Origin of the sequence: Streptantibioticus cattleyicolor NRRL 8057 = DSM 46488 (assembly GCF_000240165.1) — a bacterium.
Taxonomy (GTDB): Bacteria; Actinomycetota; Actinomycetes; order Streptomycetales; family Streptomycetaceae; genus Streptantibioticus; species Streptantibioticus cattleyicolor.
On record NC_017586.1, the window covers coordinates 4982026 to 5007977 of the forward strand.

25 protein-coding genes are annotated in these 25952 nt (G+C 72.6%); 19 read left to right on the top strand and 6 right to left on the bottom strand.

Annotation, left to right across the window (positions count from 1 at the left end; translation table 11 throughout):
• Positions 1-298 precede the first annotated feature (298 nt).
• The gene (locus tag SCATT_RS21865) at positions 299-1204 is read left to right on the top strand and encodes a hypothetical protein (protein ID WP_014145330.1); all 906 of its coding nucleotides are present in this window, start codon (positions 299-301) and stop codon (positions 1202-1204) included.
• 97 nt (positions 1205-1301) lie between these two features.
• On the opposite strand, the gene SCATT_RS21870 is transcribed toward SCATT_RS21865, so the two are convergent.
• Entirely contained in the window at positions 1302-2636 is a 1335-nt protein-coding gene (locus SCATT_RS21870; protein ID WP_014145331.1) for a D-arabinono-1,4-lactone oxidase, read from the bottom strand.
• Positions 2581-3837, bottom strand: coding sequence for an MFS transporter (locus SCATT_RS21875; RefSeq protein ID WP_014145332.1), 1257 nt, complete (start codon positions 3835-3837; stop codon positions 2581-2583). The genes SCATT_RS21870 and SCATT_RS21875 overlap by 56 nt, the downstream gene beginning before the upstream one ends.
• 234 nt (positions 3838-4071) lie before the next feature.
• Between SCATT_RS21875 and SCATT_RS21880 the strand changes: the two genes are divergently transcribed.
• Positions 4072-5187 carry a ferrochelatase gene (locus SCATT_RS21880; protein WP_014145333.1) on the top strand — a complete coding sequence of 372 codons (1116 nt, stop codon included), beginning with the start codon at positions 4072-4074 and terminating at the stop codon, positions 5185-5187.
• Between the two features lie 56 nt (positions 5188-5243).
• Positions 5244-6041, top strand: a complete 798-nt coding sequence (locus tag SCATT_RS21885) for an inositol monophosphatase family protein (protein WP_014145334.1) — start codon at positions 5244-5246, stop codon at positions 6039-6041.
• 90 nt (positions 6042-6131) lie between these two features.
• Here the strand turns inward: SCATT_RS21885 and SCATT_RS21890 are convergent, their stop codons facing one another.
• Positions 6132-6311, bottom strand: a complete 180-nt coding sequence (locus SCATT_RS21890; protein WP_014145335.1) for a hypothetical protein — start codon at positions 6309-6311, stop codon at positions 6132-6134.
• 372 nt (positions 6312-6683) lie between these two features.
• On the opposite strand from SCATT_RS21890, the gene SCATT_RS21895 reads away from it, so the two are divergent.
• The 4 genes from SCATT_RS21895 (at position 6684) to SCATT_RS21910 (ending at position 10233) form a co-directional block, all read left to right on the top strand.
• Entirely contained in the window at positions 6684-7337 is a 654-nt protein-coding gene (locus SCATT_RS21895; RefSeq protein ID WP_014145336.1) for a response regulator transcription factor, read from the top strand.
• Positions 7338-7348: 11 nt separating this feature from the next.
• Positions 7349-8602 carry a sensor histidine kinase gene (locus SCATT_RS21900; protein WP_014145337.1) on the top strand — a complete coding sequence of 418 codons (1254 nt, stop codon included), beginning with the start codon at positions 7349-7351 and terminating at the stop codon, positions 8600-8602.
• Positions 8603-9043: 441 nt separating this feature from the next.
• Positions 9044-9343 carry a DUF4193 domain-containing protein gene (locus tag SCATT_RS21905; RefSeq protein ID WP_014145338.1) on the top strand — a complete coding sequence of 100 codons (300 nt, stop codon included), beginning with the start codon at positions 9044-9046 and terminating at the stop codon, positions 9341-9343.
• A 14-nt stretch (positions 9344-9357) separates the two neighbouring features.
• A complete protein-coding gene (locus tag SCATT_RS21910; RefSeq protein ID WP_014145339.1) occupies positions 9358-10233 on the top strand; it encodes a hypothetical protein in 876 nt (291 codons plus the stop codon).
• On the opposite strand, the gene SCATT_RS21915 is transcribed toward SCATT_RS21910, so the two are convergent.
• Positions 10217-10666: a DUF3093 domain-containing protein gene (locus tag SCATT_RS21915; RefSeq protein WP_014145340.1), complete on the bottom strand. Its 450-nt coding sequence runs from the start codon at positions 10664-10666 to the stop codon at positions 10217-10219. The two genes, SCATT_RS21910 and SCATT_RS21915, sit on opposite strands and share 17 nt — an antisense overlap.
• Before the next feature lie 130 nt (positions 10667-10796).
• On the opposite strand from SCATT_RS21915, the gene SCATT_RS21920 reads away from it, so the two are divergent.
• The 12 genes from SCATT_RS21920 (at position 10797) to SCATT_RS21975 (ending at position 24443) form a co-directional block, all read left to right on the top strand.
• On the top strand, positions 10797-11402 hold the full coding sequence (locus SCATT_RS21920) for a PaaI family thioesterase (RefSeq protein ID WP_014145341.1): 606 nt from the start codon (positions 10797-10799) through the stop codon (positions 11400-11402).
• On the top strand, positions 11399-11947 hold the full coding sequence (gene dut / locus SCATT_RS21925) for a dUTP diphosphatase (protein WP_014145342.1): 549 nt from the start codon (positions 11399-11401) through the stop codon (positions 11945-11947). The genes SCATT_RS21920 and dut overlap by 4 nt, the downstream gene beginning before the upstream one ends.
• A 2-nt stretch (positions 11948-11949) precedes the next feature.
• Positions 11950-12717, top strand: a complete 768-nt coding sequence (locus SCATT_RS21930) for a DUF3710 domain-containing protein (protein WP_014628500.1) — start codon at positions 11950-11952, stop codon at positions 12715-12717.
• A 368-nt stretch (positions 12718-13085) separates the two neighbouring features.
• A complete protein-coding gene (gene kdpF, locus SCATT_RS36740) occupies positions 13086-13175 on the top strand; it encodes a K(+)-transporting ATPase subunit F (RefSeq protein ID WP_041824932.1) in 90 nt (29 codons plus the stop codon).
• Positions 13176-13183: 8 nt separating this feature from the next.
• Complete coding sequence (gene kdpA, locus SCATT_RS21940; RefSeq protein ID WP_014628502.1) at positions 13184-14845, top strand: potassium-transporting ATPase subunit KdpA; 1662 nt, start codon at positions 13184-13186, stop codon at positions 14843-14845.
• Positions 14842-16947, top strand: coding sequence for a potassium-transporting ATPase subunit KdpB (gene kdpB, locus SCATT_RS21945; RefSeq protein ID WP_014145346.1), 2106 nt, complete (start codon positions 14842-14844; stop codon positions 16945-16947). Before kdpA ends, kdpB begins: the two co-directional genes overlap by 4 nt.
• A gap of 5 nt (positions 16948-16952) precedes the next feature.
• Positions 16953-17573, top strand: coding sequence for a potassium-transporting ATPase subunit KdpC (gene kdpC, locus SCATT_RS21950; protein WP_042507676.1), 621 nt, complete (start codon positions 16953-16955; stop codon positions 17571-17573).
• 207 nt (positions 17574-17780) lie between these two features.
• On the top strand, positions 17781-19730 hold the full coding sequence (locus SCATT_RS21955) for an APC family permease (RefSeq protein WP_173405740.1): 1950 nt from the start codon (positions 17781-17783) through the stop codon (positions 19728-19730).
• A gap of 143 nt (positions 19731-19873) precedes the next feature.
• Positions 19874-22417, top strand: a complete 2544-nt coding sequence (locus tag SCATT_RS21960) for a sensor histidine kinase (protein ID WP_014145350.1) — start codon at positions 19874-19876, stop codon at positions 22415-22417.
• A 44-nt stretch (positions 22418-22461) separates the two neighbouring features.
• Positions 22462-23178, top strand: a complete 717-nt coding sequence (locus SCATT_RS21965) for a response regulator (RefSeq protein ID WP_042507677.1) — start codon at positions 22462-22464, stop codon at positions 23176-23178.
• Positions 23179-23321: 143 nt separating this feature from the next.
• Entirely contained in the window at positions 23322-23720 is a 399-nt protein-coding gene (locus tag SCATT_RS21970; RefSeq protein ID WP_014145352.1) for an OB-fold nucleic acid binding domain-containing protein, read from the top strand.
• Between the two features lie 3 nt (positions 23721-23723).
• Positions 23724-24443: a DUF3159 domain-containing protein gene (locus SCATT_RS21975; protein ID WP_014145353.1), complete on the top strand. Its 720-nt coding sequence runs from the start codon at positions 23724-23726 to the stop codon at positions 24441-24443.
• A gap of 65 nt (positions 24444-24508) precedes the next feature.
• Here SCATT_RS21975 and SCATT_RS21980 read toward each other — a convergent pair whose 3' ends face one another.
• On the bottom strand, positions 24509-25189 hold the full coding sequence (locus SCATT_RS21980; RefSeq protein WP_014145354.1) for a potassium channel family protein: 681 nt from the start codon (positions 25187-25189) through the stop codon (positions 24509-24511).
• On the bottom strand, positions 25186-25854 hold the full coding sequence (locus SCATT_RS21985) for a potassium channel family protein (RefSeq protein ID WP_014628504.1): 669 nt from the start codon (positions 25852-25854) through the stop codon (positions 25186-25188). Before SCATT_RS21985 ends, SCATT_RS21980 begins: the two co-directional genes overlap by 4 nt.
• Positions 25855-25952 lie beyond the last annotated feature (98 nt).

Genomic DNA, 25952 nt, shown 5'->3' on the forward strand with positions numbered 1-25952 from the left:
ACAAACCTCGTCACTCCTCGTTGCGAGCGCCGGTCCTGGGCGACGGTGCCAGGCTGGTCTCGGCACCTTCGGGCCCCCTCCCGCAGGATCCGGGCAGCCGGACGGGAAACCGGTGCACGGGCTGGCCACAGTACTCCATTCGGGCCATCGGAGTGCAGCACCGCGCCGCCGATGTTGCCGGGAGACGTGCGACTCACAGTGGTGATATTCACACCATCTTCATAACTGGAACTGACGCCTTCGGTCATCTGTCTCGTCCTTGTGCAAGATGGAAGGGAACGCCAACCAAGGGACGGGGATGGATGACAAGGGCGAAACCCGAACGAAAACCACCGACAAGCGCATCGACCTCAGCCTGACACAGGTCGCCGGCAGCGCCGCCGCCGCGGTGACGGCGGCCGTGCTCGCATCGTTCCTCGGGGTCTACGGGACCGTCATCGGGGCCGCCGTGGTCAGCGTCGTCGCCACCACCGGCGGCGTCATCTACCAGCATCTGTTCCGGCGAACCGGCGAGCAGTTGCGCGAGGTCACCGTGTTGACCCGGCCGCAGCGCCGCGGGCGGGCCGACGACGGCCGGACCGGGGCCACCGGTCCCGCGCCCGCCGCCGAGGAGCCCGGCACCGTCCTGACCGCCTCCGACGCGCCGTACGGCGACGGGCGGACGCCCTGGTACGACTCGGGCTACGGCGAGGGCACCGTGCACGGCACCCGGTGGCGCGGCTGGCGGCGCTCGCTGGCCGCCGCGGGGGCCGTCTTCCTGCTGGCCATGCTGGTGATCACCGGTATCGAACTGCTCACCGGACCGGTCTACGGCTGGTTCCACCACGGCGCCGGCGGCGGCACCAGCGTCGGACGCGTCTTCGGCGGCGGCAGCGGCAAGCCCGCGCACCCGCCGGTCCACCGGCCCTCGCCCGGCGACCTGCCGAGCGGCGGCGGCCACCCCACCACACCGGCCGGCGGTGCCTCCTCCGCCCCGGGCCGCGACGGCACCGGCGACGGCGCCTCGCGCAGCCCCGGCACCGGGCAGACCCCCGGCACCGGCGGCGACTCCCCGTCGCCGTCGCCCTCCGGCCACCCCTCCACCGGCCCGACCCGGGACGAGGGCGCCGGCCAGGGCGGTCAGGACAACGCCGGGCCAGGCGCCGGCGGCACCGGCCAGGCGGCGTCCCCTCCGGCGGCCCAGCCGTCCGGCGCCGGCCAGTGACCGCCACGCCCGCTTCCGTACCTCCCGCGCGCCTGGCTCATGCGCCGGGCGCGCGGCGTGCGTCCAGGCGCCGGAGCACGCGCCGGCGCCTGGACGCTCACTCGCCCAGCACCCGGCGCAGATACCCGTTGGCGAACCGCCGTTGCGGGTCGAGCCGGTCGCGCACCGCGGTGAACTCGGTGAACCTCGGGTAGACCCGGGCCAGATCGCCCGCGTCGCGGGTGTGCAGCTTGCCCCAGTGCGGCCGGCCCTCGTGGGCGGTCATGATCTTCTCGACCGCGGTGAAGTACTCCTGGTAGCGCGTGCCGCGGTACATGTGCACCGCGATGTAGGCCGACTCCCGCCCGGACGCCGTCGACAGCGCGATGTCGTCCGCCGGGGCCACCCGCACCTCCACCGGGAACGCCACGCGCAGCGCCGAGCGCTCCACCATCGCCTTCAGCTCGCGCAGCGCCGTGGTGGCGGCGGCCCGCGGCACCGCGTACTCCATCTCCACGAAGCGCACCCGCCGCGGGCTGGTGAACACCTTGTAGGCGGTGTCGGTGTAGCTCCGGGCGGAGAGCGCCCGGCTGGATATCCGCGCCATCCCCGGCACCGCCGCGGGGACCGCCTTGCCGAGCGAACAGACCGCCTGGAAGAGGCCGTTGGAGAGGAACTCGTCGTCCAGCCAGCCGCGGAAGGCGGGCAGCGGGGCGGCCGGACCCATGCTGCGGTTGTTCCGCTTGGTGATGCAGCCCTCGGTGTGCGGAAACCAGTAGAACTCGAAGTGCTCGTTCTCGGCCACGAGTTGATCGAAGTCGGCGATGACCCGGTCGAACGTCATCGGCTCCTCCCGGGCGGACAGGAGGAACGACGGCTCCACCGCGAAGGTCACCGCGCTGATCACACCGAGCGCGCCGAGTCCGATCCGGGCGGCGGAGAAGACCTCGGGGTTCTCCCGCGCGGAGCAGGTGAGCACCGACCCGTCGGCGAGCACCAGTTCGAGCGCGGTGATCTGGGCGGCGACCGACGCGGAGTCGCGGCCGGTGCCGTGGGTGCCGGTGCTGACGGCGCCGGCCACCGTCTGCTCCATGATGTCGCCCATGTTGGTCAGCGACAGCCCGGCCGCGTCCAGCATCCGGTTGAGCCGGTGCAGCGGCATCCCGGCCTCCACGGTGACCGTGCCCGCCGCGGCGTCCACCGAGCGCACCGCCGCCATCCCCTCCGGGCGGATCAGGACGCCGTCGGTGGCGGCGACCGCGGTGAACGAGTGCCCGGTGCCGACCGCCTTGACCGGCAGCCCGTCCTCGGCCGCGGCGCGGACGGCGGCGGCCAGCTCGTCCACCGACCTCGGGGAAACGATCCTGCTCGGCCGCGCGCCGACGTTCCCGGCCCAGTTACGCCACGTGGCCGTCCCGCTGGTGGTCTTCGTTCCGGTGGTGCTCGTGCTCATCGCGGCGCTGCCCCTCCCGCTCCGGCGCCGGCCGCAGCCGGCGGTACCCGAGGAACGCCACCGCCACGGCCAGCGCCCCGGCCGCCGCCGGCACCACGTAGCCGGCGCGCGCACCGGACGCGTCCACGACCGATCCGGCCACCGACGAGCCGATCGCCACGCCCACCGCGAGCCCGGTGCTCGTCCAGGTCATGCCCTCGGTCAGCTTCGCCCGCGGTACCAGCCGCTCGACCAGGCCCATGGTGGTGATCATCGTCGGGGCTATCGACAACCCGGCGACGAACAACGCCACGGCCAGGGCGGGCAGGTTCCCCACCAGTTGGAGGGGGATCATACTCACGGCCATCCCGCACACCCCCACCACGAACCGGCGGGCCGGGGAGCCGCTCAGCCTCAGCAGCCCGAAGACCGCGCCCGCCACGCACGACCCCAGCGCGTAGACCGAGAGCACCAGGCTGGCCGCCGCCTTGTGGCCCTGGGCCTGGGCGAAGGCCACGGTGACCACGTCGACCGCGCCGAAGATCGCGCCGGTGGCGGTGAAGGTGGCCACCAGCACCCGCAGCCCCGGCGAGCGCAGCGCGGAGCCGCCGCCGTGGTCGGAACGCGGGTGCGGGACGGGCTCCGTGGCGCGCTGCGCGGTGAGCCAGTGGACGCCCACCGCCAGGAAGACCGCCGCCAGCAGCGGACCGGCCTGCGGGAACCACGCCGTGCTCAGCCCGATCGACAGGATGGGCCCGAAGATGAAGCAGACCTCGTCCATCACGGACTCGTAGGAGTACGCCGTGTGCAGCGTCGGCGAACCCCGGTAGATGGCCGCCCAGCGCGCCCGCACCATCGAGCCCACGCTGGGGGTCGCGCCGGCCACCGCCGAGCAGCAGAAGTACGCCCAGTCCGGCGCGTGCAGCTCCACGCCGACCAGCAGCCCGGCCACCGCGGCCACGGTGACCAACGCGGCCGGCCGCAGCACCCGGCGCTGCCCGAACCGGTCCACCAGCCGGGACACCTGCGGCCCGAGCACCGCCGCGGAGAGCGCCAGCGTCGCCGACAGCCCGCCCGCCAGCCCGTACCTGCCGGTGACCTGGCTGATCATCGTGACGATGCCGATCCCCAGCATCGACAACGGCATCCGTCCGACGAGCCCCGCCATGGAGAACGCCAGCGTGCCGGGGGCGGCGAATATAGCGCGGTAGGGGGCGAGCACGGGCGCTCCAAGGCAGGCGAAGAGGAAAGCGGGACACAACGGGATGAGCCGTGCACGCCACCGGGGGCCCGGAGGGGTCCGGTAAGGCGCATAGAGGGCTTATACAGCTTACGCCGCCCGCGCAACGGATTTTCCGGCCGATCGCGGCCCGGTCAGGCCGCCCGCGCCCCGGCGACCGGCCGCCCACCGGCCCGGACAGGCGGGCGCGCACCGGGGGGTGGCAGGATCGGGGGCATGGCCGATGAGCTCGATCCCACCCCCTACGACGCCCTGCTGCTGCTCTCCTTCGGCGGCCCCGAAGGCCCCGACGACGTGGTCCCGTTCCTGGAGAACGTCACCGCCGGGCGCGGCATCCCGCGTGAGCGGCTGAAGGAGGTCGGGCAGCACTACTTCCTGTTCGGCGGCGTCAGCCCGATCAACGCGCAGAACCGGGAGTTCCTCGCCGCGCTGCGCGCCGACTTCGCGGCACACGGCCTCGGCCTGCCGGTCTACTGGGGCAACCGCAACTGGGCCCCGTACCTCACCGACACCCTGCGCGCCATGGCCGACGACGGCCACCGCCGCATCCTCACCCTGGCCACCAGCGCGTACGCCTCGTACTCCGGCTGCCGGCAGTACCGGGAGAACCTCGCCGACGCGCTCGCCGCGCTGGAGGCCGAGGGGCGCCCGCGGCTGGAGATCGACAAGCTGCGCCACTACTTCAACCACCCCGGCTTCGTGCGCCCCATGGTCGACGCCGTGCTGGCCGCCCTCGACGAGCTGCCCGCCGACGTCCGCGACCGCGCCCATCTGGCGTTCACCACGCACTCCATCCCGCTGACCGCCGCCGACACCTCCGGCCCCGTCGAGCGGCACGGCGACGGCGGCGCGTACGTCGCCGAGCACCTGGACGTCGCCACCGTGGTGGCCGACGCGGTGCGCGAGGCGACCGGGGTGGACCGCCCGTGGCGCCTGGTCTACCAGTCGCGCAGCGGCGCCCCGCACATCCCGTGGCTGGAACCCGACATCTGCGACCACCTCCAGGACGAGCACGCCGCCGGGGCCCCGGCCGTGGTGATGGTGCCGATCGGCTTCGTCTCCGACCACATGGAGGTCAAGTACGACCTCGACACCGAGGCCACCGCCAAGGCCGCCGAGCTGGGCCTGCCGGTCGCCCGCGCGGCCACCGTGGGCGCCGACCCGCGCTTCGTGGCCGGTATCCGCGAGCTGGTACTGGAGCGCGCCACCGCCGAGCGCGGCGCGCCGGTGGAGCGGTGCGCGCTGGGCGCCCTCGGCCCCAGCCACGACGTCTGCCCGGTCGGCTGCTGCCCGGCCCGCACCCCCCGGCCGGCCGCCGCCGGCCGCGACTGACCGGCGCCGCACCGCCGCACCACGCCGCCCGCCCCGCACCGGACGAAGGGAACCCCGTGACCGACCTGGACCACGAACTGCTCGACATCGCGCTGGAGGCCGCCCGCCGGGCCGGCGCCATGCTGCGTGACGGACGCCCCGCCGACCTCGGCGTGGCCGCCACCAAGAGCAGCCCCATCGACGTGGTCACCGAGATGGACATCGTGGCCGAGAAGCTGATCACCGGCTACATCGCCGAGCGGCGCCCGGACGACGGACTCCTCGGCGAGGAGGGGGCCAGCCGCGCCGGAACCAGCGGCGTGCGCTGGGTGATCGACCCGCTGGACGGCACCGTGAACTACCTGTACGGCCTGCCGTCCTGGGCGGTCAGCATCGCCGCCGAGGCCGACGGGCGCACCCTGGTCGGGGTGGTCGAGGCCCCGATGCGCCAGGAGACCTACCGCGCGGTGCTCGGGCGGGGCGCGTTCGTCAACGACAAGCCCGCCGCGTGCCGCCCCGCGCCGGTGTTCGAACAGGCGTTGATCGGCACCGGGTTCGGCTACCTCACCGAGCGCCGCGCGGCCCAGGCCGGCGTGGTGGCCGCCCTGCTGCCCCGGGTGCGCGACATCCGGCGCGGCGGCTCGGCCGCCATCGACCTGTGCGACCTCGGCTGCGGACGTCTCGACGGCTACTACGAACGCGGCCTCAACCCCTGGGACCTCGCGGCCGGGGAGCTGTTCGCCCGGGAGGCCGGTGCCCGTACCGGCGGCCGTCCCGGGGCGGTGGCCGGGCCGGAGCTGACCGTGGCGGCGGCCCCGGGCCTCTTCGAGCCCCTCCAGGCGTTCCTGGAGGCCGAGGGCGCCTGGCACGACTGAGCCGCCCGCGGGGCCGAGGCCGGCGGTCCCGCGCCCATGCGAACGCCCCGGTACCCGCCGAAGGGTCCGGGGCGCAGGCCCGATGGAGTACTAGGCGACCCGGGAAACCGACTCGACCTCGACGCCGTGCTCGGCGGCGAGGCGGCGCAGATCGTCGAGCTCGGCCTGCTCCACCTCCACGAGGAAGTCGTCACCCGACTCCCGGGCGCGGTCGAGGTCGTACTGGGTGCTCCGTATGCGCTGCATGATGCCGGTGGTGAACGCGTCCATGGGCGCCCCCTCGTCTTCGTCGGAACAAGGTGAACTTGCGGCTCGGCGCGATCACGCGGAGAAGAGAACGCCGAAACGCGCAAGGTAGGGCGTGATCGCGGGGTTGCACTCGTCTTCCCCAGCCCCGACACGGCGAAAACCTCCCGCACCCCACCAATTCTCAAATGGATCTCAAACGGTCCTCCGATCCGGTCACCCGCCGCGCGGACATCCGGCCACCCGGCCCGCCCGGATCCGGCCACGCCCCCGTCCGCCACCGCCCGCGGGGCCCCGCCCACCGCCGGTCGCCGCCGGGACCCTTACCGCCGGTTTAACCGCATCCGAGGCAGGATGGGTGGCAGACCGATCGTTCTACCTGGAAGGACCTGCGCCGTGCGCGTACTCGTCGTCGAGGACGAGCAGCTACTCGCCGATGCGGTGGCCACCGGCCTGCGCCGGGAGGCCATGGCCGTCGACGTCGTCTACGACGGTGGCGCCGCGCTGGAACGGATCGGGGTCAACGACTACGACGTCGTCGTGCTCGACCGGGACCTGCCGGTGGTCCACGGCGACGAGGTGTGCCGCAAGCTCGTCGCGCTCGGGATGCCCACCCGGGTGCTGATGCTCACCGCCGCCGGTGACGTCAGCGACCGCGTCGAAGGGCTGGAACTCGGCGCCGACGACTACCTCCCCAAGCCGTTCGCCTTCAGCGAACTCATCGCCCGGGTCCGCGCCCTCGGCCGCCGCACCAGCGTCCCGCTGCCCCCGGTGCTGGAGCGCGCCGGCATCAAGCTGGACCCCAACCGCCGCGAGGTCTTCCGGGACGGCCGGGAGGTCCACCTGGCGCCCAAGGAGTTCGCGGTGCTGGAGGTGCTGCTGCGCAGCGAGGGGGCCGTGGTCTCGGCCGAGCAGCTGCTGGAGAAGGCGTGGGACGAGAACACCGACCCGTTCACCAACGTGGTGCGGGTCACCGTGATGACGCTCCGCCGCAAGCTGGGCGAGCCGCCCGTCATCGTGACGGTCCCCGGCTCGGGTTACCGGATCTAGAGCCGATGCCCATGACCACCTCCCCGGCCCCCGGACCGTCCGCGACCACGCCGCCCCGGCCGACCTGGGACCCGCGTCCGCCGGAGACCACCGCGCCGTGGCTGCGGCCCACCATCCGGATCCGCCTCACCGTGCTCTACGGCGGCATGTTCCTCATCGCCGGCGTGCTGCTGCTGCTGATCATCTATCTGCTCGCGGCCCAGGCGATGCACCAGGGCGGCGAGGCGCCGTTCCGGCTGCTCGGCGGCAACGTACAGGTCAACAGCAACGCCTGCCCCGGGCTCTCCGACCCGAGCCTGACCGCCTCGCACTTCAACGACGTCCTCGACGCGTGCATGGCCCAGCAGCGCCAGATCGCCCTCAACAACCTGCTGCGCCGCTCGCTGCTGGCGCTGCTCGGGCTCACCGTGGTCGCCTTCGCCTTCGGCTACGTGATGGCCGGCCGGGTGCTCTCGCCGCTGGGCAAGATCACCCGCACCGCGCGCGTGGTGGCCGGCTCCGACCTGTCGCGCCGCATCGAGCTCGACGGCCCGGACGACGAGCTGAAGGAGCTCGCCGACACCTTCGACGACATGCTCGACCGGCTGGACCGTTCCTTCGAGTCGCAGCGCCGGTTCGTCGCCAACGCCTCGCACGAGCTGCGCACCCCGCTGGCGATCAACCGCACGCTGCTGGAGGTGCAGCTCGCCGACCCGGACGCCTCGCCCGACCTCCAGCAGCTCGGCAAGACGCTGCTGGCCACCAACGAGCGCAGCGAGCAGCTGGTGGAGGGGTTGCTGCTGCTCGCCCGCAGCGACAACGAGGTGGTCGAGCGCAAGGCCGTCGACCTCGCCGAGGCCGCCGCCCAGGCGCTGGAGCAGACCCGTGGCGAGGCCCAGGCCAAGGGCGTGGAGCTGCGCAGCGAGGGGCTGCGCCCGGCGGTGGTCCAGGGCAGCGGCGTCCTGCTGGAACGGATCGCGCTCAACCTGGTGCAGAACGCGGTGCGCTACAACGTGCCGGACGGCTGGGTGGAGGTGGCCACCGGCGTCGAGGGCGGCCACGCGGTGCTGACGGTGGCCAACACCGGGCCGGTGGTCCCCGCCTACGAGCTGGACAACATCTTCGAACCGTTCCGGCGGCTGCGCACCGAGCGCACCGGCAGCGACAAGGGCGTCGGCCTCGGGCTGTCCATCGTCCGCTCGGTGGCCCGGGCGCACGGCGGTGCCATCACCGCGGTGCCCCGGGAGGGCGGTGGCCTGGTGATGCGGGTCTCGATACCGTTGTGACCGCCGCGCCGAGGGTGAGCGGCGTGACCGGTGCGGCAGGAAATGTGACCGATGCGACCACGCCCGGAGCGTGTTCGCTTCACGCGAAATAATCCGGTCTGTCCCGGCGCTGCACCACCTGTGACTGATCGCACATGCGATTTGTGTCATGCCTACGCAGTGTGATCGGCAGTCTTGCGGAAAAAGCCGAAAAATCCATGTTTCCGCAGGTCCTGATCACGGGAAGTACCCGTGACGGTGCCAGTGAAGTGCGACATTCGGACCGTGTTCGGTCATGATCGACAGCCCACATGATCACCTCTTCGGAGGTGCGGTTGGGTGTCGATTGAGTAACAGGGCTTGATGTGAGGCAAAATCTCCGCCTCGGGTCGGGCACAAGTCCGGCCCCTCGCGCGTTACGTGCGCTGGAGATACCGCAAACACCCGGAGGGGGAGAGCGCCATGGCAACCGATTACGACACGCCACGCAAGACCGACGACGACCTCAACGAGGACAGCATCGAGGAGCTGAAGGCTCGGCGGAACGAGAAGTCGACCTCCGCCGTCGACGTCGACGAGTTCGAACAGGCCGAAGGCCTGGAGCTGCCTGGCGCCGATCTGTCCAACGAAGAACTCTCGGTGCGGGTGCTGCCCCGCCAGGCCGACGAGTTCACCTGCATGAGTTGCTTCCTGGTCCACCACCGCAGCCAGCTGGCGGAGGAGAAGAACGGCCAGCCGATCTGCCGCGACTGCGCGGCCTGACGGTCGGGCCGGCCGTGGCGGGTCCCGTACCGTTCCGGAAGCGACGCACACCCCGCACGACGGGCGACGAAGCCCCCGCCCCGGGTCCGGTCGAGCCGTACGACGCGCTCGCACCGGAGCCGGACGGGGCGGACGCGCGCCCGTCGCAGCGGCGGCGTGTCCCGCCCGCCGTCCGGACGGTGGCGGACGGCGGGCGCAGGCTCGCCCACCGCACCGCGCGCGGCGCGCGGACCGGCGCGACGGCGCTCGCCGAGCGCCTGATCGAGACGGCCCCGCGGATCCCGGTCCGGGACCTGGCCACCTTGCGCCGGCACTTCCCCGGCCTCGGTCCCGAGGAGATCGCCGACCGGCTGACCACCGCGGCGATCAAGGGCAGCTCGGCCGTGGGCGCGGGGGTGGGCGCCGCCGCGATGCTGCCGGTACCCCCGGCGATGACGGCGGAGCTGGCCGCCGAGACGCTGGCGGTGGCCGCCGTCGAGTTCAAGCTGATCGCCGAGCTGCACGAGGTCTACGGACTGCGGGCGCCCGGCACCGCCCGCGAACGGGCCGCCGCCTACCTGGCCGAATGGGCCGGCGAACGCGGCATACACCTCACCCGGCCGTCCAGCGTCAACACCGCCCTGAGCGGCCAGGCCAAACGCGAACTGCGCCAGCAGATCCTCAAGCGCGGCGCCCGCCACCTCCCGGTGCTGACCCCGTTCCTGGTCGGCGCCGCCGTCGGCGCGCTGCTCAACCGCCGCGACACCCGCAAGATGGCCCAGCGCGTCCGGGACGACCTGCGCGCCCGGCAACGCCCCTGGCCCGACGACCCGGCCGGGCCGGCGCCCCACGAGCCCCCACGGGGCCCGCACGACGGGCCCGACGACGCGGCCCCTACCGGTCGGCCCTGACCGCCTCCAGCGCCGCCGCCAGCCGCCGCGGCGAGCGGGTCGACAGATACAGGTACGGCGTCGGGTCCTCCGGGTCGGTCACCTCGACCTTCAGCGCGGTCGGCACGTAGGACCGCAGCAGCATGAAGGCGCGGGTGTCGGCCTTGTACGTCCGCCACGCGCGGGCCTGCTCGGCGTCGAGCTGCACCGCCTCGCCCAGCGCCGTCACCGGGATCCTGGCGTCCCCGGCCACCAGCGAGCCGGCCACCACCCGGATGCGCACCGAGCCGTAGGAGCTGACCAGCACGCAGAAGAGCGCCGTGGTCACCGCGAAGGTGCCCAGCAGCGGCAGCGTCCCGAACGGCAGGGCCACCAGGCCGCAGCAGATCCCGGCCAGGACGGCGATGACCCACCAGGATCGGGGGGCGGTGAGGCGTTCGTCGTAAGGCTGCATGACACCAGCTTGGCACGGCCCCGCCGGGCGGCCCCGAGGCACCGTCCCGCCGCCGTTCCCGGGCGCTGCCGGGCAGGTCCCGGCCGCACACGGGAGGGGAGGCGGGCCCCAGGAGGGTAGGGTTCGGGCCGTGAGTGGAGCCAATGCAACCGACAGCGGCCGGCGTGAGCCGCTGACGCCGCCGCCGGACGCCGGACGTCCGGTACGCCACCCCGACGCCCCCGCCCCCGGCGAGCTGCTGGGCGCCCACTACGACCAGTGCTTCGGCTGCGGCGACGGCCAGTCGCACGGACTGCACCTGGCGGCCCGGGCCGGGGAGGGCGTCACCGTCACCGCCGAGTTCACCGTCCGCCCCGCCCACCAGGGCGCGCCCGGGCTCGCGCATGGCGGGGTGCTGGTCTCGGCGCTGGACGAGACGCTGGGCTCGCTCAACTGGCTGCTGCGGGTGATCGCGGTCACCGGCCGCCTGGAGACCGACTTCGTGCGCCCGGTGCCGGTGGGCGCCACCTTGCACCTGACCGCCCGCTGCACCGGGGTGGCCGGCCGCAAGATCTACGGCTCCGCGGAAGGGCGGATCGGCGGACCGGACGGCCCGGTGGCGGTCCGCGCCGACGCCCTGTTCATCGAGGTCGACCTCGGCCACTTCACCCGCAACGGCCGCCCCGACGAGATCGAGGCCGCCCTCGCCGACCCCGACCAGCTCAAGGTCGCCCGCGCCTTCGAGGTGAACCCGTGAGCCGCGCCCCGGTCGACGTCCTCATCCGCCGCCTCGACCCCGAGGTGCCGGTCCCGGCCTACGGCCACCCCGGCGACGCCGGGGTCGACCTGGTGACCACCGAGGCGTGCCAACTCGCCCCCGGGGAGCGGGCGTTGCTCCCCACCGGCATCGCCATCGCGCTGCCCGACGGCTACGCCGCCTTCGTCCACCCCCGTTCCGGACTGGCCGTCCGCTGCGGTGTCGCCCTGGTGAACGCCCCGGGCACGGTGGATGCCGGGTACCGTGGGGAGATCAAGGTGATCGTGGTCAACCTGGACCCGCGTGAGAGCGTACGGTTCGAGCGGTTCGACCGCATCGCCCAGCTTGTCGTCCAGCAGGTCGAGAAGGTCCGCTTCCACGAGGTGGCGGAACTGCCCGGCTCCGCACGGGCCGCGGGGGGCTTCGGTTCCACCGGCGGGCACGCCGCGGTGGACGCCCCGGTGGTCGGTGCGACGGACACCAGTGTCGGTAAGGGATACGCTTCGGTCGCCGCAGACCGGACCTCAGACGGGGAAGGACAGTGACCGTGTTCCGTCGTCGCCGCAAGGAGCGCGAAGACGCCCTCGACGAGCCTGTGGAGGACACGGGCCCGGACGAGTCGGCCGAGGAGTCGCCGGACGCCGAGCGGCCCGGCCGTTACAACTTGCCGCCGGCGCCGCGGCCGGACGGCCCGTGGGACATCGGTGAGGTGGACAACCCCGCCGAGGGCCGGGTCGACCTCGGCGGCGTCCTGGTGCCAGGGGTCGAAGGGATGGAGCTGCGGGTCGAGGTGGCCGGTGACGCCATCGTCGCCGCGACCGTCGTCCTGCACGACAGCGCCATCCAGCTCCAGGGGTTCGCCGCCCCCAAGTCGGAGGGCATCTGGGGCGAGGTCCGCGAGGAGATCGCCGCCGGGATCACCCAGCAGGGCGGGGTCGTCGACGAGGTCGAGGGCCCGCTGGGCTGGGAGCTGCGGGCGCAGGTGCCGGTGCAGCTGCCGGACGGCACCAACGGGGTCCAGGTGGTCCGGTTCGTCGGCTGCGACGGCCCCCGCTGGTTCCTGCGCGGCGTGATCTCCGGGCAGGGCGCGGTGCAGCCGCAGGCCGCCGGGGTGCTGGAGCAGATCTTCCGGGACACCGTGGTGGTCCGCGGCGACGCGCCGATGGCCCCCCGGGACCCCATCGTCCTCAAGCTGCCGGACGACGCCCAGATGATGCCCGAGGGCATGGCCCCCGAGCAGGGCGGCGCCCCCGGCAAGTTCTCCGACGGCATCGACCCGATGCGCCGCGGACCGGAGATCAGCGAAGTGCGCTGAGCCGTCCGCTCCCGCCCGCCCGTCGAGGGCCGGCGGACCACCGCCGCGTGCCCGGCCGGGACCACCCCGGCCGGGCACGCGGCTTTTCCACGCCCGCCCCCGCCGCGCCCCCGCGCCCCCGCCGAGAACCGGCCACCCGGCGCCCGGACCGCGCCACCGCACCCGCGTAAGGAACCCGTCAGGGGCCGCCCGGCCGCCGTACAGAAGGCGTCAACGGCGGCGGGAAGGCCAGGTTCCGGCGATTCACTCGACGGTGTCCGAAAAACGATCCCGATCGAGGAGCACACGATGGCCGACCTGGCCTTCGTCCTGACCACCCTCGTGGTCTTCGCGCTGGTGGCGCTCGTGGCCCGGGGGGTGGCCAAGCTGTGAGCGCCGAGAACATCGTCGGCCTTGTGGTGGCCGTCGCACTGCTGGGCTATCTCGTCGTCGCCCTCGTCCTTCCCGAGAGGTTCTGAGCGATCCGATGAGTCCCACAGCAGCTGACGTGCTCCAGGTCCTCGCGCTCGTCGTGGCGCTCGCCCTGGTCCACCGCCCGCTCGGCGACTACATGGCCGCCGTCTACACCTCCCGGCGGCATCTGCGTGCCGAGCGGTGGATCTACAGGTGCATCGGCGCCGACCCGGACGCCGAGATGCGCTGGCCCGCCTACCTGCGCGGGGTGCTGGCGTTCTCCGTGGTGAGCGTCCTGTTCCTCTACCTGCTCCAGCGGGTGCAGAACCACCTGCCGGGGTCGCTGGGGTTCGCCGCGGTCACCCCGCAGCAGGCGTTCAACACCGCCGCGTCGTTCGTCGCCAACACCAACTGGCAGTCGTACTCGGGCGAGTCGACCATGGGCCACGTGGTGCAGACTGGCGGCCTGGCGGTGCAGAACTTCGTCTCGGCCGCGGTCGGGATCGCGGTGGCCATCGCGCTGGTCCGCGGCTTCGCCCGCTCCCGCACCGGTGAACTGGGCAACTTCTGGTCCGACCTGGTGCGCACCACGGTGCGGATCCTGCTGCCGATCGCCTTCGTGGCGGCGGTCGTCCTGGTGGCCTGCGGCGCGATCGAGAACTTCGCCGGATGGCACGAGGTCACCACGGTGACCGGCGCCCACCAGGCCATGCCCGCCGGGGCGGTGGCCTCCCAGGAGGCCATCAAGGAGCTGGGCACCAACGGCGGCGGCTACTTCAACGCCAACTCCGCCCATCCCTTCGAGAACCCCACCGCGTTCACCAACCTCTTCGAGATCTTCCTGATCCTGGTGATCCCCTTCTCGCTTACCCGTACCTTCGGCAAGCTGGTCGGCAGCCTGAAGCAGGGGTACGCGATCCTCGCCGCGATGGGCGTGATCTGGCTGGTCTTCACGGTGTTGATGACCTGGTCGGAGTCGGCCCATCCGGGCGCGGCGCTACAGGCGGCGCACGGGGCGATGGAGGGCAAGGAACAGCGGTTCGGCGTCGGGGCGTCCTCGCTCTTCGCCACCAGCACCACGCTGACCTCCACCGGCGCGGTGGACGCCTTCCACTCCTCGTTCTCCGCGTTCGGCGGTGGCATCGCGATGCTGGGGATGATGCTGGGCGAGATCGCGCCCGGCGGCACCGGATCCGGCCTGTACGGCATGCTGATCATGGCGGTCATCGCGGTCTTCATCGCCGGACTGATGGTCGGGCGCACCCCGGAGTACCTGGGCAAGAAGATCGGCAGCCGGCAGATCAAGTACGCGGCCTGCTACATCCTGATCACCCCGGCGCTGGTGCTGGTCTTCACCGCGCTGTCGATGGCGCTGCCCACCCCGATCCGCTCCGCGGCCAACCCCGGCGCCCACGGCTTCTCCGAGGTGCTGTACGCGTTCACCTCCGCGGCCAACAACAACGGTTCGGCGTTCGCGGGGCTCAACGCCAACACCGACTGGTTCAACACCACCACCGGGCTGGCGATGCTGCTGGGCCGTTTCCTGCCGATGGTCTTCGTGCTGGCGCTGGCCGGCTCGCTCGCCGAGCAGCGGCCGGTGCCGGAGACCGCGGGCACCCTGCGCACCGAAAAGCCGCTCTTCGCCGGGCTGCTGGTCGGCACGGTGATCATCGTCACCGGGCTGACCTACTTCCCGGCGCTGGCGCTCGGCCCGATCGCTGAAGGACTGTCATGACAACCGCTACCCCCGTACGCAGCGACCAGCCGGACGGCAGCCCGGCACCGGACGCCGGACCCGGCCGGGTCCGGGCCGGCGTCTTCGACCCCAAGCAGCTGTGGACCTCGCTGCCGGACGCGCTGCGCAAGCTCGATCCGCGGGTGATGGCCAAGTCCCCGGTGATGTTCGTGGTGGAGATCGGCTCGGTGCTCACCACCGTGCTGGCGATCGCCCACCCCGGCGCCTGGTTCGGCTGGACCATCGCGGCCTGGCTCTGGCTCACCGTGATCTTCGCCAACCTGGCCGAGGCGGTGGCCGAGGGGCGCGGCAAGGCCCAGGCGGACACGTTGCGCAAGGCCAAGACCGACACCGTGGCCCGCCGGCTGACCGGCGACGGCGCGGCCGAGGAGTCCGTCCCGGGCACCGCGCTGCGCGTGGGCGACCTGGTGGTCTGCGAGGCCGGCGACGTCATACCCGGCGACGGGGACGTGGTCGAGGGGGTCGCCAGCGTCGACGAGTCGGCGATCACCGGCGAGTCCGCCCCCGTGATCCGCGAGTCCGGCGGCGACCGCTGCGCGGTGACCGGCGGCACCAAGGTGCTCTCCGACCGCATCGTCGTGAAGATCACCACCCGGCCGGGGGAGACCTTCATCGACCGGATGATCAACCTGGTCGAGGGGGCGGCCCGGCAGAAGACGCCCAACGAGATCGCCCTCAACATCCTGCTGGCCTCGCTGACCATCGTCTTCCTGCTGGCCGTGGTCACCTTGCAGCCGTTCGCGGTCTACGCGCACGCCGAGCAGTCGATGACCGTGCTGGTGGCCCTGCTGGTCTGCCTGATCCCCACCACCATCGGCGCGCTGCTGTCGGCGATCGGCATCGCCGGCATGGACCGCCTGGTGCAGCGCAACGTGCTGGCGATGTCCGGACGGGCCGTGGAGGCCGCAGGCGACGTCTCCACGCTGCTGCTGGACAAGACCGGCACCATCACCTACGGCAACCGGCAGGCCACCGAGTTCGTCCCGGTACGGGGCACCACCGCGGCCGAGGTGGCCGACGCCGCCCAGCTCTCCTCGCTGGCCGACGAGACCCCCGAGGGGCGCTCGGTGGTGGTGCTGGCCAAGGAGCGGTTCGGGCTGCGCGAACGCCACACCGGCGAACTGGCGCACGCCACCTGGATCCCGTTCACCGCCCAGACCCGGATGTCCGGGGTGGACGTGGACGGGCGCATGGTCCGCAAGGGCGCCACCGGCTCCGTCCTCGCCTGGGTACGGGAGCGCGGCGGCGAGGTCGCCGAGGACGCCCAGCGGCTGACCGACGAGATCTCCCAGGCCGGCGGCACCCCGCTGCTGGTGGCGGTGGACGACGCCGACGGCGCCCGGGTGCTCGGGGTGATCCACCTCAAGGACGTGGTCAAGAACGGCATGCGGGAGCGCTTCGACGAACTGCGCCGCATGGGCATCAAGACCGTGATGATCACCGGCGACAACCCGCTGACCGCCAAGGCGATCGCGCAGGAGGCCGGGGTGGACGACTTCCTCGCCGAGGCCACCCCCGAGGACAAGATGGCCCTGATCAAGCGGGAGCAGGCGGGCGGCAAGCTGGTCGCCATGACCGGTGACGGCACCAACGACGCCCCGGCGCTGGCCCAGGCCGACGTGGGTGTGGCGATGAACACCGGCACCTCGGCCGCCAAGGAGGCCGGGAACATGGTGGACCTGGACTCCAACCCCACCAAGCTCATCGAGATCGTGGAGATCGGCAAGCAGTTGCTGATCACCCGGGGCGCGCTGACCACGTTCTCCATCGCCAACGACGTGGCCAAGTACTTCGCGATCATCCCGGCGATGTTCGCGGTGGCCTACCCGGGGCTGAACAAGCTCAACATCATGGCGCTGCACAGCCCTCAGTCCGCCATCCTGTCCGCGATCATCTTCAACGCGCTGATCATCGTGGCGCTGGTGCCGCTCGCCCTGCGCGGGGTGCGCTACCGCCCGATGAGCGCCGACCGGATGCTCCGCCGCAACCTGGCGATCTACGGGGTCGGCGGACTGATCGCCCCGTTCATCGGCATCAAGATCATCGACCTGCTCATCACGCTCATCCCCGGGATCGGGTGACCGGCATGAACGCCACCTTCCGCAACACCGCACGCCTGACCTGGGCCGCGCTGCGCGCGCTGCTCGTCCTCACCGTGGTCACCGGGGTGCTCTACCCGCTGGCCGTCTTCGCGGTCGGCCAGGCCGCCTTCCACGACAAGGCCAACGGCTCGCCGGTCGGCGCCGGCGGCCACGTGGTCGGCTCCAGCCTGCTCGGGCAGAGCTTCGACCTGCCCGGCAAGCCGGGCACCCCCGACCCCCGGTGGTTCCAGCCGCGCCCCTCGGCGGCCGGGCAGAACGGGTACGACACCCGTGCCTCCGGCGCCTCCAACCTCGGCCCCACCAACCCGGCGCTGGTCAAGACGATCGAGGAACGCCGCACGCAGGTCGCCGCCTTCAACCGGGTGGCACCCTCCGCCGTCCCCGCCGACGCGGTCACCGCCTCCGGCTCCGGCCTGGACCCGGACATCTCCCCGGCCTACGCCAGGATCCAGACCGACCGGGTCGCCCGCGCCCGCCACCTGGACCCGGCCGAGGTCGCCCGGCTCGTCGCCGACCACACCGAAGGACGCCAGTTCGGCTTCCTCGGCGAACCCACCGTCGACGTCCTCCAGCTCAACCTGGCGCTGGCCCGGCTGGCGGGGTGACCACCGGTCCGTACCACCGCCGTGTCCCCGCCGCCCCCGCCGTCGTCCCCCGGCGGGGGCGGCGGGGGCGTCTGAGAGTTCGGTCACAGCGGGTTTCGCCGCTGTCGAGTTGGGAATTGGCGAAATCCTGACGCTTTCCTAACGCGTTCGCAGGCTGCTGCGGGGTCATCGCCTGCGAATCCATGCCTAGGATCGCGTCCCGTGACCATGCTCCCCAAGCAGTTCCTGCTGGGCCGGCCGCTGCGCACCGCGCAGATGGGGGAGACGCTTCTGCCGAAGCGCCTGGCCCTGCCGGTCTTCTGCAGCGACCCGCTGTCCTCCGTCGCCTACGCCACCGAGGAGATCCTGCTGATCCTCGCCCTCGGCGGCACCGCCCTGCTCCACCTGGCCTGGTGGGTCGGGGCGGCGATCGTGCTCCTGCTGGTCGTGGTGATCGCCTCGTACCGGCAGACCTGCCACGCCTACCCGGGCGGCGGCGGGGCCTACGTGGTCAGCGCGGAGAACCTGGGGCGCAACGCGGCGCTCACCGCCGCCAGCGCGCTGCTCGTCGACTACGTGCTCACCGTCGCCGTCTCCGTGGTGGCCGGCGTCGCCGCGATCACCTCGGCCGCGCCCTCGCTCGCCAAGCACGCCGTCGCCCTCTCGGTCGGCTTCGTGGTGCTGCTGACCATCGTCAACCTGCGCGGCCTGAAGGAGTCCGGCAAGGCGTTCGCGGTGCCCACGTACGCGTTCGTGCTCGGCATCTACGTGATGTTCGGCTTCGCCGCGGTACGGATGGCCACCGGCACCCACATCCGCGCCGAATCCGCCCACCTGCCGATCCACGCCATGGGCACCTACGGCGGGCTCGGGCTGGTGCTGCTGGCGCTGCGGGCGTTCGCCTCCGGGTGCACCGCGCTCACCGGCGTCGAGGCGATCAGCAACGGCGTCCCGGCGTTCCGCGCGCCCAAGGCGAGGAACGCCGCCAGGACGCTGGCGGTGATGGGGCTGATCTCGGTCACCATGTTCGTGGGCATCACGTTCCTGGCCATGGTCTACCGGGTGCACGTCACCGACGACCCCACCCAACTGGGGCTGCCGGCCGGCACCTCCACGCCCACCGCGCTCGCCCAGATAGCCAAGGCGTCCTTCGGGAACGCGACCTTCCTGTTCTACTACGTCCAGGCGGCCACCGCCGGGGTGCTGGTGCTCGCCGCCAACACCGCCTTCAACGGCTTCCCGATGCTCTCCTCGATCCTCGCCCAGGACCGCTACCTGCCGCGGCAGCTGCACAACCGGGGCGACCGGCTGGTCTTCTCCAACGGCGTGGTGCTGCTCGCGCTCGCCGCGATCGGCCTGATCGTCGCCTTCGACGCCGACACCTCCTCGATCATCCAGCTCTACATCATCGGCGTCTTCGTCTCCTTCACCCTCTCCCAGGCCGGCATGGTCCGGCACTGGAGCCGCCGGCTCGCCGAGACCGCCGCGCCGGCCGAACGCCGCCGGATGCGCCGCTCCCAGGCGATCAACGCGCTCGGCGCGGTGCTCACCGGGGTCGTGCTGGTGATCGTGCTGATCACCAAGTTCACCCACGGCGCCTACATCGTGGTGATCGCCATGCCGCTGCTCTTCCTGGCCATGGTCGGGGTGCGCCGGCACTACGACCGGGTGGCCGAGGAGCTGGCGGTGGCCGACGACTCCCGCCCCGAGGCGCCCGCCCGCAACCACGCGGTCGTCCTGGTCTCCACCGTCCACGCGCCCACCCTGCGGGCCGTCGGCTACGCCCGCTCGATCCGTCCCGACACCGTCGAGGCGGTCACCGTCGGAGTCGTCCCCGAGGACGCCGAGGCGCTGCGCGCGCGGTGGGACGCCCACGACATGGGGGTGCCGCTGAAGGTGCTGGACTCCCCGTACCGCGAGATCACCCGGCCGGTGCTGGACCACGTGCGCGCCCTGCGCCGCGACAGCCCGCGCGACGTGGTCACCGTGGTCATCCCCGAGTACGTGCTGGGCCGCTGGTGGGAGCAGATCCTGCACAACCAGAGCGCGCTGCGGCTCAAGGCCCGGCTGCTGTTCACCTCCGGCGTGATGGTGATCAGCGTGCCCTACCTGCTCGGCTCCGCCCAGCGCCGTACCGAGCGCGAGGACGCCCGCCGCGCGCCGGCTGCCGCCCGCTGACCACCGCGCCCGCGCGGATACCCTGGTCACCCGTCAGGATCGTGTCAATACGGCCCTGACGGGTGGCTTTTCTCCGTTTCGCCGGTTTCGCGCTGCGTACGCTCGGCGATGCCGGACCGTTTCGACGCTACGAAGATGGAGCCATGGCACGCGGCAGACTGCGTATCTACCTCGGGGCGGCCCCCGGGGTGGGAAAGACCTACGCGATGCTCTCCGAGGGGCACCGGCGGCTGGAACGCGGCACCGACCTCGTCGTCGGCTTCGTCGAGACCCACAACCGGCCGCGCACCGAGGTGATGCTGCACGGGCTGGAGCAGATCCCGCGCCGCACCCTGACCTACCGCGGCTCGCGCTTCACCGAGATGGACGTGGACGCCGTCCTCGCCCGCCGCCCCGAGGTCGCCCTCGTCGACGAGCTGCCGCACACCAACGTCCCCGGCTCCCGCAACGCCAAGCGCTGGCAGGACGTCGAGGAACTCCTCGAAGCCGGCGTCGACGTGATATCCACCGTCAACATCCAGCACCTGGAGTCGCTGGGCGACGTCGTCGAGTCGATAACCGGCGTCCGGCAGCGGGAGACCGTCCCCGACGAGGTGGTCCGCCGCGCCGACCAGATCGAACTGGTCGACATGTCGCCACAGGCGCTGCGCCGCCGCATGGCGCACGGCAACATCTACCAGCCGGACAAGATCGACGCGGCGCTCGCCAACTACTTCCGCCCCGGCAACCTCACCGCACTGCGCGAACTCGCCCTGCTGTGGACCGCCGACCGGGTGGACGAATACCTCCAGCAGTACCGTGCCGAGCACCGCATCTCCTCCACCTGGCAGGCCCGCGAGCGGATCGTCGTCGGCCTCACCGGCGGTCCGGAGGGGCGCACCCTGATCCGGCGCGCCGCCCGGCTGGCCGCCAAGGGCTCCGGCAGCGAGATCCTCGCCGTCTACGTGGCCCGCAGCGACGGCCTCGCCTCTGGCTCCCCCAAGGAGCTGACGGTCCAGCGGACCCTCGTCGAAGACCTTGGCGGATCGTTTCACCACGTGGTCGGCGACGACGTCCCCACCGCCCTGCTCGACTTCGCCCGCGGCGTCAACGCCACCCAGATCGTGCTGGGCACCTCCCGCCGCAAGGCCTGGCAGTACGTCCTCGGCCCCGGCGTCGGCGCCACCGTGGCCCGTGAATCCGGCCCCGACCTCGACGTCCACATCGTCACCCACGAGGAGGCCGCCAAGGGCCGCGGACTGCCGGTGGCCCGCGGCGCCCGGCTCGGCCGCGCCCGGATCGCCCTGGGCTGGCTGGTCGGCTGCGGCGGCCCGGCGCTGCTCACCCCGTTGCTGCTGGCCTTCACCCCCGGCCTCGGGCTCGCCAACGACATGCTGCTCTACCTGGCGACCACGGTGGCGGCGGCGCTGGTCGGCGGGATGCTCCCGGCGCTCGCCTCGGCGGCCGTCGGCTCGCTGCTGATCAACTACTTCTTCGCCCCGCCGGTCCACCGGTTCACCATCGCCGACCCGCACAACATCGTGGCGATCGTGATCTTCGTGGCGGTCGCCGTCTCGGTGGCCTCGGTGGTCGATCTCGCCGCCCGCCGCACCCACCAGGCCGCCCGGCTGCGCGCCGAGGCCGAGATCCTCTCGCTGCTGGCCGGCAACGTCCTGCGCGGCGAGACCTCCCTCGACGCCCTGCTGGAACGGGTCCGCGAGACGTTCGCCATGGACAGCGTCGCGCTGCTGGAACGGAACGACGAGTACGCCCCGTGGACCCGGGCCGGCGGGGTGGGGCCCACCCCGTGCGGCCGGCCCGACGCCGCGGACGTGGCGGTGCCGGTGGGCGACCGGATGTCGCTGGCGCTCAGCGGCCGGGTGCTCCCGGCCGAGGACCGCCGGCTGCTGTCCGCCTTCGCCGCCCAGGCCGCCGTCCTCCTCGACCGCCGCCGGCTGGTGGGCGAGGCCGAGCAGGCCCGGGAACTCGCCGAGGGCAACCGCATCCGCACCGCCCTGCTCGCCGCCGTCTCCCACGACCTGCGCACCCCGCTGGCCGCCATCAAGGCCGCCGTCTCCTCGCTGCGCTCCGACGACGTCGCCTGGTCGCCGGAGGACGAGGCCGACCTGCTGGAGGCCATCGAGGAGGGCGCCGACAAGCTCGACCACCTCGTCGGCAACCTGCTGGACATGTCCCGCCTGCAGACCGGCACCGTCACCCCGCTGATGCAGGAGGTCGACCTGGACGAGGTGGTGCCCATGGCGCTCGGCGGCGTACCGCCCGACTCGGTCGCCCTCGACATCCCCGAGACCCTGCCGATGGTCCTCGCCGACCCCGGACTGCTGGAACGCCTGGTCGCCAACGTGGTGGAGAACGCCGTGAAGTACAGCGGGGACGCCGAACGGGTCCTGGTGGCCGCCAGCGCCCTGCGCGACCGGGTGGAGCTGCGCATCGCCGACCGCGGCCCGGGCGTCCCCGACACCGCCAAGGAACGCATCTTCGAGCCGTTCCAGCGGTACGGCGACGCGCCCCGCGGCGCCGGCGTCGGCCTGGGCCTGGCGGTCGCGCGCGGCTTCGCCGAGGCCATGGGCGGCACCCTGGTCGCCGACGACACCCCCGGCGGCGGGCTGACCATGGTCCTCACCCTGCGGGCGGCCGGCGCCCTCGACCCCTCCGCCCCGGAGCTTCCCGCCGAGGTCACCTCATGACCGTCACCGGGAACGAACACCTCATCACGCGAAAGGCAGGTTCCATGCCCCAGCCCTCAGGGGGGCAGCCCCGTACCCCGGTGCGGGTGCTCGTGGTCGACGACGAGCCGCAGATCGTCCGCGCCCTCGTGATCAACCTGCGGGCCCGCAAGTACGAGGTGGACGCCGCCCCCGACGGCGCCACCGCCCTGCAACTGGCCGCCGCCCGCCACCCCGACGTGGTCGTCCTCGACCTCGGCCTGCCCGACATGGACGGCACCGAGGTGATCAAGGGGCTGCGCGGCTGGACCCGGGTGCCGATCATCGTGCTCTCCGCCCGCCAGGCCTCCGACGAGAAGGTCGAGGCGCTCGACGCCGGCGCCGACGACTACGTCACCAAGCCGTTCGGCATGGACGAACTCCTCGCCCGGCTGCGCGCCGCGGTACGCCGCGCCGCCCCGGGCGGCGACGGCGAGGAGGCGGTCACCGTGGAGACCGACTCCTTCACCGTCGACCTGGCCGCCAAGAAGGTCAACCGGGACGGCACCGACGTACGGCTCACCCCCACCGAGTGGCACCTGCTGGAGGTGCTGGTGCGCACCCCCGGCCGGCTGGTCAGCCAGAAACAGCTGCTCCAGGAGGTCTGGGGCCCGGCCTACGGCACCGAGACCAACTACCTGCGCGTCTACATGGCCCAGCTGCGCCGCAAACTCGAAGCCGACCCCGCCCACCCCCGCCACTTCATCACCGAGCCGGGCATGGGCTACCGCTTCGAGCCGTGAGGGAGATCCGGGGGGCCGGGGGTACGGGGGTCGTCCCCCGGAAGACTGCAGCATCACCGAGCCGGGCATGGGCTACCGCTTCGAGCCGTGAGGGAGATCCGGAAGACCGCGGCACCGGGGTGGCGCCCGGTAACCTTGCCCTCATGAGTGGTGCCACCCGTTCGGGCCGTCCGTCCGGCGTCTTCCGCCGGTTCATCGACCGCATCGCCCCGTCCCAGGAGGAGCTGGACTCCGAAGAGCTCCGCAAGGACACCGCCTCGGTCGGCTGCGTCCGGATCCAGGACTGCCAGGACCGCCAGGTCGTCACCGTCACCGGCACGCTGCGCACCGTCACCCTGCGCCCGCGCGCCGGGGTCCCCGCGCTGGAGGCGGAGCTGTTCGACGGCACCGCCCCGCTGGACGTGGTCTGGCTCGGCCGCCGCAACATCGCCGGCATAGAACCCGGACGCAGGATCATCGCCTCCGGCCGGATCGCCCTCAACCGGGGCCGCCGGGTGCTCTTCAACCCCAAGTACGAGCTGCGTCCGATCGGACAGGAGTAGCCGGTGGCGTCCACCAACGAACCGACCGGGCAGATCATCGACGAGGACCGGCGCGCCGCCTCCAAGGCGGCGGCCGACGCGGCGCTGCTGGAGGCGTTCGGCGGCGTGTGGGGCATGGTGGACACCACCGTCCCCGGGCTGGTCTTCGTCGCCGTCTTCACCGCCTGGCACGACATCACCACCTCCGCGGTGGCCGCGCTGGCGCTCAGCCTGGTGCTGGCCGTCGCCCGGCTGGTGCGCAAGCAGACCCTCAAGCACGCCTTCAGCGGCGTCTTCGGCATCGCCTTCGGTGCGTTCTTCGCCATGCTGTCGGGCAACGCCAAGAACTTCTACCTGCCCGGCATGCTCTACACCCTGGGTCTGGCGGTGGCCTACGTGATCTCGGCGCTGGTGCGCTTCCCGCTGATCGGGGTGCTGCTCGGGCCGATCATGCGGGAGAACCTCTCCTGGCGTACCCGCAACCCCGGCCGCTTCCGCGCCTACACCCGCTCCACCTGGGCCTGGGGGATCATCCTGCTGGTCAAGTCGGCGATCCTCTTCCCGCTGTACTGGTTCGGCGACGCCACCCAGCTCGGCTGGGTCAAGGTGGCCCTGGGCATCCCGCCGTTCCTGCTCGCGGTCTACCTGACCTGGATCTTCCTGGCCAAGGCGCCGCCGCCGATCGACGTGATCGCCGAGATGGAGGCCGCCGAGAAGGCCGAGGCCGGACGCGAGGCCGCGTAACCCCGGTACGCCACAGGGCCCGGAACCCCCGCACGGGTTCCGGGCCCTGCCGCGTCCGGTCGGCGTTACCCCTCGGCGCCCGGCTCGCGGGTGACCGACAGCAACTCCTCCAGCTGCTCCTCCCGGTCGGGCGCGGCCACGAAGAGCAGCTCGTCCCCGGCCTCCAGGGCGTCCTCCTTGGCCGGGGTGAGCACCCGGTGGCCGCGGATTATCGTCACCAGCGAGGTGTCGGTGGGCCACTGCACCTCACCGACCCGGGTGCCGACCAGCGCGGCCTCCGGCGGCAGCGTCAGCTCCACCAGGTTGGCGTCGCCCTGGCTGAAGCGCAGCAGCCGCACCAGGTCACCGACGCTGACGGCCTCCTCCACCAGGGCCGACATCAGCCGCGGGGTGGAGACGGCGACGTCCACCCCCCACGCCTCGTTGAACAGCCACTCGTTCTTGGGGTTGTTGACCCGGGCGACCACCCGGGGCACCCCGTACTCGGTCTTGGCCAGCAGCGAGACGACCAGGTTCACCTTGTCGTCGCCGGTGGCCGCGATGACCACGTTGCAGCGCTGGAGCGCCGCCTCGTCCAGCGAGGTGATCTCGCAGGCGTCCGCCAGCAGCCACTCGGCCTGCGGCACCCGCTCCACCGAGATGGACGACGGGTTCTTGTCGACGAGCAGCACCTCGTGCCCGTTCTCCAGGAGCTCTCCGGCGATGGACCGGCCCACCGCGCCCGCTCCGGCGATCGCGACCCTCATGAACGACTCTCCTCGGGGCCCTCGGCGAACGCCGCCTCGACCTTCTCGACCTCGTCGGTGCGCATGATCACGTGCACCAGGTCGCCTTCCTGCAGCACGGTGGCGGCCTCCGGCAGCACCGCTTCACCCAACCGGGTGATGAAGGCCACGCGCGCCCCGGTCTCCTCCTGGAGCTTGCTGACGCGCTCACCGACCCACTTGACCGAGGTCTGCACCTCGGCCAGCTGCACCCCGCCGCTGGGGTCCCGCCACAGCGGCTCGGCGCCGGACGGCAGCAGCCGGCGCAGCATCTGGTCGGCGGTCCACCGCACGGTGGCCACCGTGGGGATGCCCAGGCGCTGGTAGACCTCCGCGCGCCGCGGGTCGTAGATCCGGGCGGCCACCTTCTGGACGCCGAACATCTCCCGGGCGACCCGCGCCGCGATGATGTTGGAGTTGTCACCGCTGCTGACCGCGGCGAACGCACCGGCCTCCTCGATGCCGGCCTCACGCAAGGTGTCCTGGTCGAAGCCGACCCCGGTCACCCGGCGCCCGGCGAACCCGGACCCGAGACGGCGGAAGGCCGTGGGGTCCTGGTCGACCACAGCGACCGTATGACCCAGCGCTTCCAGGCTCTGGGCCAGGGTGGCTCCCACCCGCCCGCAGCCCATGATTACGACGTGCACGCCTGTCCTTCCGGCTGTTGTCACTCGTCCGAGACCTTCCCAGCGTCTCAGACCGCGGCCAAAGCTACACACGCACGGGTGACACCGTGGCGTTGCCC

What these genes read in the sequence shown, in the direction of transcription:
- SCATT_RS21865 (WP_014145330.1), top strand. Translation starts at nt 299, where the DNA reads ATGGATGACAAGGGCGAAACCCGAACGAAAACCACCGACAAGCGCATC.
- SCATT_RS21870 (WP_014145331.1), bottom strand. Translation starts at nt 2,636, where the DNA reads ATGAGCACGAGCACCACCGGAACGAAGACCACCAGCGGGACGGCCACG.
- SCATT_RS21880 (WP_014145333.1), top strand. Translation starts at nt 4,072, where the DNA reads ATGGCCGATGAGCTCGATCCCACCCCCTACGACGCCCTGCTGCTGCTC.
- SCATT_RS21890 (WP_014145335.1), bottom strand. Translation starts at nt 6,311, where the DNA reads ATGGACGCGTTCACCACCGGCATCATGCAGCGCATACGGAGCACCCAG.
- SCATT_RS21900 (WP_014145337.1), top strand. Translation starts at nt 7,349, where the DNA reads ATGACCACCTCCCCGGCCCCCGGACCGTCCGCGACCACGCCGCCCCGG.
- SCATT_RS21905 (WP_014145338.1), top strand. Translation starts at nt 9,044, where the DNA reads ATGGCAACCGATTACGACACGCCACGCAAGACCGACGACGACCTCAAC.
- SCATT_RS21915 (WP_014145340.1), bottom strand. Translation starts at nt 10,666, where the DNA reads ATGCAGCCTTACGACGAACGCCTCACCGCCCCCCGATCCTGGTGGGTC.
- kdpA (WP_014628502.1), top strand. Translation starts at nt 13,184, where the DNA reads ATGAGTCCCACAGCAGCTGACGTGCTCCAGGTCCTCGCGCTCGTCGTG.
- kdpB (WP_014145346.1), top strand. Translation starts at nt 14,842, where the DNA reads ATGACAACCGCTACCCCCGTACGCAGCGACCAGCCGGACGGCAGCCCG.
- kdpC (WP_042507676.1), top strand. Translation starts at nt 16,953, where the DNA reads ATGAACGCCACCTTCCGCAACACCGCACGCCTGACCTGGGCCGCGCTG.
- SCATT_RS21955 (WP_173405740.1), top strand. Translation starts at nt 17,781, where the DNA reads ATGCTCCCCAAGCAGTTCCTGCTGGGCCGGCCGCTGCGCACCGCGCAG.
- SCATT_RS21960 (WP_014145350.1), top strand. Translation starts at nt 19,874, where the DNA reads ATGGCACGCGGCAGACTGCGTATCTACCTCGGGGCGGCCCCCGGGGTG.
- SCATT_RS21965 (WP_042507677.1), top strand. Translation starts at nt 22,462, where the DNA reads ATGCCCCAGCCCTCAGGGGGGCAGCCCCGTACCCCGGTGCGGGTGCTC.
- SCATT_RS21970 (WP_014145352.1), top strand. Translation starts at nt 23,322, where the DNA reads ATGAGTGGTGCCACCCGTTCGGGCCGTCCGTCCGGCGTCTTCCGCCGG.
- SCATT_RS21980 (WP_014145354.1), bottom strand. Translation starts at nt 25,189, where the DNA reads ATGAGGGTCGCGATCGCCGGAGCGGGCGCGGTGGGCCGGTCCATCGCC.